The 9,297-nt window shown below is 72.3% G+C and carries 8 protein-coding genes; 5 read left to right on the top strand and 3 right to left on the bottom strand.

What is annotated here, in order from left to right; all coding sequences use genetic code 11:
* Positions 1-29: 29 nt before the first annotated feature.
* The 4 genes from FBY23_RS08415 (at position 30) to FBY23_RS08430 (ending at position 3,015) form a co-directional block, all read left to right on the top strand.
* Positions 30-803, top strand: a complete 774-nt coding sequence (locus FBY23_RS08415) for an isoprenyl transferase (protein ID WP_141797739.1) — start codon at positions 30-32, stop codon at positions 801-803.
* 24 nt (positions 804-827) lie between these two features.
* Complete coding sequence (locus tag FBY23_RS08420; protein WP_141797740.1) at positions 828-1,592, top strand: siderophore-interacting protein; 765 nt, start codon at positions 828-830, stop codon at positions 1,590-1,592.
* Positions 1,589-2,038: a DUF3817 domain-containing protein gene (locus FBY23_RS08425; protein WP_141797741.1), complete on the top strand. Its 450-nt coding sequence runs from the start codon at positions 1,589-1,591 to the stop codon at positions 2,036-2,038. The genes FBY23_RS08420 and FBY23_RS08425 overlap by 4 nt, the downstream gene beginning before the upstream one ends.
* Positions 2,039-2,133: 95 nt before the next feature.
* Positions 2,134-3,015, top strand: coding sequence for a TIGR03619 family F420-dependent LLM class oxidoreductase (locus FBY23_RS08430; protein ID WP_141797742.1), 882 nt, complete (start codon positions 2,134-2,136; stop codon positions 3,013-3,015).
* A 73-nt stretch (positions 3,016-3,088) separates the two neighbouring features.
* Here the strand turns inward: FBY23_RS08430 and FBY23_RS08435 are convergent, their stop codons facing one another.
* From FBY23_RS08435 to FBY23_RS08445, 3 genes are read right to left on the bottom strand one after another with little or no spacing between them, the layout of a single operon-like run.
* Positions 3,089-5,800, bottom strand: a complete 2,712-nt coding sequence (locus FBY23_RS08435) for a branched-chain amino acid ABC transporter permease/ATP-binding protein (RefSeq protein ID WP_141797743.1) — start codon at positions 5,798-5,800, stop codon at positions 3,089-3,091.
* Positions 5,797-6,540: an ABC transporter ATP-binding protein gene (locus FBY23_RS08440; protein WP_141797744.1), complete on the bottom strand. Its 744-nt coding sequence runs from the start codon at positions 6,538-6,540 to the stop codon at positions 5,797-5,799. The genes FBY23_RS08435 and FBY23_RS08440 overlap by 4 nt, the downstream gene beginning before the upstream one ends.
* Positions 6,537-7,778: an ABC transporter substrate-binding protein gene (locus tag FBY23_RS08445; protein WP_141797745.1), complete on the bottom strand. Its 1,242-nt coding sequence runs from the start codon at positions 7,776-7,778 to the stop codon at positions 6,537-6,539. The genes FBY23_RS08440 and FBY23_RS08445 overlap by 4 nt, the downstream gene beginning before the upstream one ends.
* A gap of 505 nt (positions 7,779-8,283) precedes the next feature.
* Between FBY23_RS08445 and pstC the strand changes: the two genes are divergently transcribed.
* Entirely contained in the window at positions 8,284-9,297 is a 1,014-nt protein-coding gene (gene pstC, locus FBY23_RS08450; protein ID WP_141797746.1) for a phosphate ABC transporter permease subunit PstC, read from the top strand.

Raw genomic sequence — 9,297 nt, forward strand, 5'->3', positions numbered from 1 at the left:
TGGCCGGGAACCCCGGCTAACATCAGGGTGTGGCGGATTGGAAGCGCGGTGCGCGCAGGGTGCTCTACCCGGCGTACGAGGCACGCATGCTTCGCAAGATGCCGAGCAACCTGCCCAAGCACATCGGCGTCATGCTCGACGGCAACCGGCGCTGGGCCAGGGCCGTCGGTCGCGACACCGCCCACGGGCACCGCGCGGGCGCCGCCAACATCGAGCCGCTGCTCGGCTGGTGCGACGAGGTCGGCATCGAGGTGGTCACCTTGTGGCTGCTGTCCACCGACAACCTCAACCGTCCCGCCGAGGAGCTCGAGCCGCTGCTCGAGATCATCGTCGAGGCCGTCGACTCGCTCGCCGACCAGCGGCGCTGGCGGCTGCACCCGGTGGGCGCCCTCGACCTGCTCCCCGACGCGGCCGCCAAGCGGCTCAAGGCCGCCGCCGAGGCGACGGCCGACGTCGACGGGATGATCGTCAACGTCGCGGTCGCGTACGGCGGTCGCCGCGAGATCGCCGACGCCGTCCGCTCCCTGCTCACCGAGCACGCCGCCCTCGGCACGCCGCTCGAGCTGCTCGCCCAGCAGATCGACATCGAGCACATCGAGGAGCACCTCTACACCAAGGGCCAGCCCGACCCCGACCTGGTGATCCGCACCTCGGGGGAGCAGCGCCTCGGCGGCTTCCTGCTGTGGCAGAGCGCGAAGTCGGAGTTCTACTTCTGCGAGGCGTACTGGCCCGACTTCCGCCGGGTCGACTTCCTGCGCGCGATCCGCGCCTACGCGCAGCGCGAGCGCCGGTTCGGGTCCTGACCGGCCCGCCGGTACCGTGGCGGCGTGAGCAAGCCCATCACGCTGCTGACCGTCGAGTCGACGGAGCAGCTCAGCCCGGGGATGACCCGGATCCGCTTCTCGGGCGACCTGGCCGCCTTCGCGCAGAGCACCTTCACCGACCGCTACGTCAAGCTCGTCTTCGGCGACCCCGCCGAGCTCGAGGCCGGCGGGCGCCCGACGCTGCGCACCTACACCGCGCTCGAGCCCGACGTCGCCGCCGGCACGCTCACGATCGACTTCGTCGTGCACGGTGACGAGGGCATCGCCGGCCCCTGGGCCGCGCGGGCGCAGCCCGGCGACACCATCCACGTCCGCGGGCCGGGCGGCGCCTACGCCCCCGACCCCGCCGCCGACTGGCACCTGCTCGCCGGCGACGAGGCCGCGATCCCCGCGATCCGGCAGGCGCTGGCGGCGCTGGCCGAGGACGCGCAGGGGTACGTCGTGCTGCAGGTCGACGGGCCGTCGTACCAGCAGCCGGTCGCGGCTCCCGCCGGCGTCGCGGTGACCTGGCTGCACCGCTCCGACCCGAGCCACCCCGGCCTGGCCGACGCCGTGCGCGCGCTGCCGTGGCGCGAGGGCCGCGTGCACGCGTTCGTGCACGGCGAGGGGCAGGCCGTGATGAAGGAGATCCGGCCCTACCTGTACGGCGAGCGCGGGGTCCCGCGCGCCGACGTCTCGATCTCCGCGTACTGGAAGCAGGGCCGCACCGAGGAGACCTTCCGCGACTGGAAGGCCGAGCTGGCCCGCACCGAGGAAGGCACGTCATGAACACCCCCACCCGCCTGTTCCGCACCGTCGCGATCGCCGAGGCGATCACGTGGACGGGGCTGCTGCTCGGCATGTTCCTCAAGTACGGGCCGGCCGAGAACGAGACCGGTGTGCGGATCTTCGGGATGCTGCACGGCATCGTGTTCGTCGCGTACGTCGTCACGACCGTGGTGGTCTGGGTGGACCGGCGCTGGTCGGCGGGACGTGGCCTGCTCGCGCTGGTCGCCGCCGTACCTCCGCTCGCGACGCTGCCGCTCGAGTGGTTCGCGATCCGCAAGGGCTGGTTGGGCGACGCGTGGCGGCTGCCCGCCGGGGCTTCGTCCTCGCTCCCCGATCGCGTCGTCGCGTGGCTGCTCACCAACCCGCTGCGCGGTCTGGGCGTGGGCCTGGTCGCCGTCGCCGCGCTGACCGGCGTCGCGCTGGTCGTGGGCCCGCCCGGATCCTGACCCCCGGTCGATCCCGGTCGATCCGGTCGATCCGGTCGATCCCGGTCAGCGGGAGACCCCTTCCGGCGACCCGGTGAGCCGGTGAGGCTCGCCGGATGAGCGATCTCAACTGGACCCTGTCCGTGGGGATGGTGCCGACCGGCGACCTCCCCGAGCTGGCCCGCGCGGCCGAGGCCGAGGGCTGGGACGCGATCAGCCTCCCCGACTCGGTGTTCTTCCCCGAGCAGGTCTCGGCCGACTACCCGTACTCCGGCGACGGCAAGCGGATGTGGGCCCCCGACACCGACATGCCCGACCCGCTGGTCACCATCGCCGCGCTGGCCGCGGTCACCGAGCGGATCCGCTTCCGGGTCTCGGTGCTCAAGCTGCCGCTGCGCGACCCGCTGCTGCTCGCCAAGCAGGTGTCCACGCTCGCCGTGCTCACCGGGGAGCGGCTCGAGCTGGGCGTCGGGCTGTCGTGGATGCCCGAGGAGTTCCGCTTCACCGGCACCGAGATGCGCACCCGCGGCGCTCGCACCGACGAGGGGATCGCCGTCCTGCGCGCCGTGTGCCCCGGCGGCGGCCCGCAGTGGGCGGAGTTCCACGGCAGGCACTACGACTTCGACCGGCTGATCATCTCCCCGGCACCGCAGCAGCCGCTGCCGATCCTGGTCGGCGGCCACACCGAGCCCGCCCTGCGTCGCGCCGCGCGCCTCGGCGACGGCTGGATCTCGGCCAACCTCCCGGCCGCCGACCTGCCGCCCGTGATCGCGCGGCTGACCGGGCTGCGCGAGGAGGCGGGGCGGGCCGACGTACCGTTCTCGGTCTGTGTCTCGCCCGTCGGTGTCGCCGACGCGGCCGGCTTCGACGACCTGGCGGCTGCCGGTGCCACGGACGTGTGGCTCAACCCGTGGCGGATGCTCGGTCACGCCCAGGCCGACCGTGAGACCCGGCTGGAGAGCGTGGCGAAGTTCGCCGCGGAGTTCATCCACCGCTGATGCACCGCACCCCATGCGAATCGGTCGCAATCTTCGCGAGATCACGACCAGAACGCATGGGGTGCGGCCGACCTCAGACCGAGACGGGTTCGGCCTCCTCGCCGAGATAGGCCCGCCGTACGGCCGGGTCGGTGCGGATCTCGGCGGGGGTGCCCTCGGCGATGCGGTGGCCGAAGTCGAGGACGACGACCCGGTCGGCGTTCTCGAGGACGAGGGCGACGTCGTGCTCGATGAGCAGGATGCCCATGCCCCACTCGTCGGCCAGCCGGCGGACCAGGCGGCCGAGCTCGGCACTCTCGGTCTCGTCGAGGCCGGCGGCCGGTTCGTCGAGCATCAGCACCGACGGGCTGCTGGCGACGGCGCGGGCGATGGCGACGAGGCGGCGCTGGCCGTAGGAGAGGTCCTCGGCGCGGCTGTCGAGCAGCGGCGCGAGTCCGAGCTCCTCGACGGCGGCGACCACGGTGGCGGGCATCCGAGAGCGACCGGGGAGGACCAGGTCGGTCAGATACGCCAGTCGGTCGCGCCGGTCGGCGGCGGCGAGCAGGTTCTCGCGCACGGTCAGGTCGTCGAACAGCTCGAGCGACTGGAACGAGCGGGAGAGGCCGGCCCGGGCGCGGCGGTACGGCGCCCACCGGGTCACGTCGCGCCCGTCCCAGCTGATCGTGCCGGACGAGACCCGGTTGTTGCCGCTGACGCAGTCGATGAGCGTCGTCTTCCCGGCGCCGTTGGGGCCGAGCAGGCCGACGACCTGGCCGGGGGCGACGATCAGCGAGACGTCGTCGAGGGCGACGAACCCGCCGAAGCGCTGGGTGAGTCCGGCGACCTCCAGGGTGCGCGCCGGGACCGTGGCCCGCTCGGTCGGCGGCAGCGGCTGTGGCCTGCCCGGACGCAGGCCGGGGATCCGTGCCCGCAGCCTGCGGGTGGACGCGTCGATCGACTCGGCGACGCCGTGCTGGCTGGCGATCAGGGTGATGATCAGCAGCAGTGCCGAGGCGAGGGGCAGCCAGGACTGCCAGGTCAGCCCGTCCTGAACCGCAGCGGTGGTGGCCGGACCGTCGGATCCGAGCAGGGTGATCAGGCCGCCGGGCGCGGAGATGGCGCCGATGAACGGACCGGCGAGGTAGCCGGTGCTGCCGATGACCGTCGCGGCGAGCACGGAGATCGAGGCGCCGGGCGCGAACAGCTGCGGGTAGAGGATCGTCGCGTAGCTGAAGCCCAGCAGTGCACCGCCGAGGCCCGCGATGCCGGCCGAGAGCGTGAACGCATACAGCTTGGCCTCGAAGACGTTGACGCCGATCGCGGCGGCCGCCCGCTCGTTGGTGCGTACGGCGAGCAGCCGGCGCCCGCTGCGCCCCCGACGTACGTTCGCGACGACGAGCGCGGCCAGGACCAGCGCCACGAGGCAGACCAGCGCGTAGTTGCGGGCGTGGTCGATCGGCTCGATGTCGATGCCGAGCAGGCGGACCTCGCGCGGGGTGACCTTGGCGGTGTAGTCGCTGTTGCTGAACACCATCTGGTGCACGGCGAAGCCCAGCCCGAAGGTGACGACGGCGAGGTTGACGCCGCGGGTGCGCAGTGCGGGCAGCCCGAACAGCAGGCCGACCAGCATCGCCACGACCACGCCGGCGGCCAGCGCCAGCTCGAAGGGCCAGCCGTGGAAGACCACGAACCGCCCGGCGGCGAACGCGCCGATGCCCGCGAGCGCGAACTGGGCGATGGAGAGCTGCCCGGCGTACCCGGTCAGCAGCACGATGGACAGCCCGATCAGCGCGAACGTGGCGCTGATGATGGTGGGCGCGTACCAGTCGGCCGAGGCGCCGAGGCCGACCCAGAGCAGCGCCGCTCCGGCCAGCACCACGACCAGCCACGGGCGGACCCGTCCGGTGCCGACGCGGGGGAGCCGGTCGGTGATGCTGCCGCGCAGCGGCAGGCCGCGGCCGCGCAGCACGAGCACGACGATGATCGCGAGGAACGGTACGGCGTCCGAGACGCCGGTCTGGTCGGTGAAGTGCCGGGTCGCGGACTGGGCGGCGCCGAGGAACAGCCCGCCCAGCAGGGCGAGCGGGTAGGAGCGGAAGCCGCCGAGCAGGGCCGTGGCGAGCGCGCCGATGATGAGCACGCCGAACGGGGTCGGCGAGATGAAGCCGAAGGTGGTCGACGGGAACAGCCCGCCGGCCAGCGCGGCGAGGCCGCCGCCGATCGCCCAGGTGATGCTGGCGAGCAGGTCCGGCGCCCAGCCCAGCGCAGCGGCGCCGCGCGGGTTCTCGGCCGACGCGGACACGGCGTACCCGATCCGGGTGCGGGTGCCGGCGATGGCGAGCGCCAGCGCGGCGATGGTCGCGATGCCGACCAGCCAGAAGGCGTACTGGCCGACCACGACGTCGCCGGCCACGGTGATCGCCTCGTTGGGCAGCGGTGACTCGGTGCGCAGCTGCTGGGCGCCGTACTTGAGCTGGATGGCCTCGGTCAGCATCGTCAGCAGGCCGAGGGTGGCGATCACCCGGGCCAGTGGGCTGGCGCTGCGCAGCGGGCGCAGCACCAGGTGGTGGGTGAGCACCCCGAGCAGCGCGGTCGCGGCGACCGCCGTGCCGAGGGAGACGCCCAGGCCGAGGCCGTGGACGGTCTGCAGCTCGTAGGTGAGGTACGCCCCGACCAGTGCGAAGCCCGCGTGGGCGAAGTTGATCACGCCCGAGCCGCGGTAGATCACGACCAGTCCGAGGCCTAGCAGGGCATAGATGCCGCCCGTGCCGAGGCCGAGGAGGGCGTACCGGATGAGGTCGGTCATGGTTCGGTGCTCTCGCTCAGGTAGGTGGCGGCGATGCGCTCGGCGTCGTCGCGCAGTTCGGAGGCAGGTCCCGAGAGGACGATGCGGCCGCGCCGCATCACGTGCACGTGGTCGGCGATCGCCAGCGCCTGGCGGACGTGCTGCTCGACGAGCACGACCGCGACGCCGTCGTCCGCGGCCCGTCGTACGGCGGCCAGCAACCGCTCGACGACGAGTGGGGCCAGGCCCAGGGACAGCTCGTCGGCGAGCAGAACCTGCGGCTCGGCGGCCAGGATCCGGCCGAGCGCGAGCATCTGCTGCTGGCCGCCCGAGAGCAGCCCGACCTTCTTGGACAGGTGCGGCTCCAGCTCGGGGAAGTAGGCAAGCGCCTTCTCGGCCGACCCGCGGCCGATCTTCAGGTTCTGCCAGCCGGTGAGCTGCATGAAGACGCAGCGCTCCTCGGTCAGGAAGCCCAGGCCCGCACGGGCCCGTTGGTGCAGGCGCCGCGGCCGGGCGTCGCCGAGGACCGCCACCGATCCGGAGATCGGTGCCAGCTCGCCGGCGAGTGACAGCAGCGTGGTGGTCTTGCCGGCGCCGTTGGCGCCGAGCAGGGCCAGGACCTCGCCGGCCCGGACCCGGAGGTCGACGCCGTGGACGGCCGGGGTCCCGGCGTACCCGGCGGTCAGGCCGGTCGCCTCGACGACGACCTGGCCGGGCCGGACCTGGCCGCCCGGGACGGGCGGCGCCTGCACCGCGGTCACGACGCCGGGGTCAGGGAGGCGCCGAGGTCGACGTAGTCGCCGTCCTGGTGGAGCGCGCCGTCCTCGATGTCGTGGAACATGACCAAGGTGTTGAAGATCCGGTTCATGCCGGGGGCGGGGAACTCCTGGGTGAAGTCCAGCTCCGGCGTGAAGCCCAGGCCGTCGACCGCCGAGGCCGCGTCGAACGCCGCCGTGACGCCGGTCGCGGAGACGTCGTCGCTGTCCTTGAGGACCTCGGCGAGCAGCTGGTAGCCGACCCAGGTGCTCTGGTACGACATGTAGGACCAGCCGCCGTTCTCCTCGCTGGACATGTCGCCCACGATCTTCTTCGCCTCGTCCCACACCGGGTCACCGGCAGGCGGGAACGGCGACATGGTGACGGCGTTGTCGAGGGCGCCGCCGGCCTGGCTGATCGCGGAGTCGGTCAGGGTGCCGGGGAACGCGTAGTACTTCGTCTTGCTGCCGAGGCTCGCGCCGGCGGCCGCGACACCGGTCAACGGACCGGACGGGATCGACATGATCGCGCAGTCGTAGTCGCTGATCTCCTGCGCGATGGAGCTGAAGTCGGTGGTCGTCGGCGGGACGGGTACGACGGTCGCCGGGGCGTGGCCGTCGCTGGCGAGTCCGACGTTGCCGAGCTCCTTGACCGAGCCGCTGGAGGGCAGGTCGTACATCACGTTGGCGACCTTGTCGCAGCCGTCCTGGGCGGCCTTGGCGCCCAGACCGGCCTGGGCGATGACGCCCGGCACGATCGGGTAGCTGAGCTTGCTCGACAGCTCCGCGGCGCTGATCACCGGCGGGGCGATCCACGGGATCCCGGCCTTCTCCAGGATCGGCATGATCGTGTCGCCGTTGGCGCTGAAGCCACCGACGACGGCGGAGACGCCTTCGTCGACGGCCTTGCGGGCGCAGTCGGCGGCCTTGTTGGGGTCGGCGCCCTCGTTGCAGGGCACGACCACGACCTCGTGGCCGTTGATGCCGCCGGCGTTGTTGATGGCGACCTTGGCCCCGTCGGCGACGTCGAGCGCCGCCTTGAAGTTGATGGTGTCGGTGTCGTAGGGCGTGAACGTCATGACCTTGATCGGGTCACCCGAGAAAGTGACGTCGGCGTTCTGCTTCGGCTTGGCGAAGTCGTCCTTGCCGTCGTCCCCGCCACCGCACGCGGTGAGGCCGAGGAGCAGGACGGATGCGGTCGCAAGGCCGCGGACGCGGCGGCGACGGGTGAACTGGTCGGTCATGGCGCGGAACGTAGGTGCGGGAACCTTCGCCGAATGTGACCTGTCCCACTGAGTGCGACAGGTCACATTCCGGGCCCACCCGCCCAGCGCCGACCCGGCGCGAAGTGGCTCTCAGGCTCCGCCGACCCGGCGCGAAGTGGCTCTCAGACTCCGCCGACCCGGCGCGTAGTGGCTCTCAGGCTCTGCCGACCCGGCGCGTAGTGGCTCCCGGAATCGACTCACCCGGCAGAAGCTGTCTCGCTGCCGTTCCTCCGACGGGAAGTTCTGCCGGGTCGGCGTCGATTCCGTGCCACTTTGCGCCGGGTCGGCGTGAAATCCGAGCCAGTCCGAGCCGGGTCGCGCTGGGTTCGGGGCCGCGGATTTCACCAGAGCCAACGGCAGCGTTCCACGCTCGTTCACCGGCGTCACCCTCACTGGTCGCGCACCACCGTCAACGTTCCGGTGGTTGCGCGGTCCCGCGCTGCCGTGACGGCCCTTCTCGGGGTGGCCACGACCAAGGACGACTGTGACCAGCCTGCCCCTCGTCGATCCGAGCGCGCCCGACGTGCAGCCGCGCCGGATCTCCCGCAAGGCCACCGGTGCCGACGCGGTGTTCGTCAACGTGTCCCGGACGATCGGCGCCTCGGTGCTGGTGATCACGGGCGGGGTCGGGCTGTTTCTCGGCTGGCAGGCGTTTCCCACGCTGCACCGCTACGGGTGGCGGTTCTTCACCGAGTCCGACTGGCTGCCCGAGGCCGACGTCCTCGGCATCGCCGCGGTGCTGGCGGGCACAGTGCAGATCGCGCTGGTCGCCATGGTGATCGCGTTCCCGCTGGCGTTGAGCACGGCGCTGTACATCTCGGAGTACGCGCCCGCGTCGATCCGCTCCGTCCTGGTCTCCCTCGTCGACCTGATGGCCGCGATCCCGTCGATCGTCTACGGCCTGTGGGGCTTCTTCCTGGTGATGCCGCACGCCGCCGCGTTCGCGACCTTCCTGCAGCGTCACCTGGGCTGGATCCCGGTCTTCGACGTCAAGGACACCGACCCGGACGCCGCCATCTGGGACGCCAGCCGCTACACCGCGAGCGCGTTCTGCGCCGGCATCGCCGTGGCGATGATGGTGCTGCCGATGGCCTGCGCCGTGATGCGACAGGTGTTCAGCCAGACCCCGCCGGGGGAGAAGGAGGCCGCACTCGCCCTCGGCGCGACCCGCTGGGGCATGGTCCGCACCGTCGTGCTGCCCTTCGGTCGCGGCGGCATCATCGGCGGCACCATGCTCGCCCTCGGCCGGGCGCTCGGGGAGACGATCGCGGTCCTGCTCATCATCTCGCCGTCGTTCGACCTCAAGCTCCGCCCGCTCGAGATCGGCACCAACAGCGTCAGCGCGCTGATCGCGGGCCGCTTCGGCGACGCCAGCGCCAGCCAGCTCTCCGCGCTCCTGGCGGCCGGCTTCGTGCTGTTCGTCATCACCCTCGCGGTCAACACGCTCGCTGCCGTCGTGGTCAGCCGGAGCCGCTCGGGCGCCGGGGCGGAGGCCTGA

This window comes from Nocardioides sp. SLBN-35, assembly GCF_006715725.1.
Classification (GTDB): domain Bacteria; phylum Actinomycetota; class Actinomycetes; order Propionibacteriales; family Nocardioidaceae; genus Nocardioides.

Coding starts and splice junctions, on each gene's coding strand:
- FBY23_RS08445 (WP_141797745.1), bottom strand. CDS start 7,778: ATGACCGACCAGTTCACCCGTCGCCGCCGCGTCCGCGGCCTTGCGACC.
- FBY23_RS08435 (WP_141797743.1), bottom strand. CDS start 5,800: ATGACCGACCTCATCCGGTACGCCCTCCTCGGCCTCGGCACGGGCGGC.
- FBY23_RS08430 (WP_141797742.1), top strand. CDS start 2,134: ATGAGCGATCTCAACTGGACCCTGTCCGTGGGGATGGTGCCGACCGGC.
- FBY23_RS08425 (WP_141797741.1), top strand. CDS start 1,589: ATGAACACCCCCACCCGCCTGTTCCGCACCGTCGCGATCGCCGAGGCG.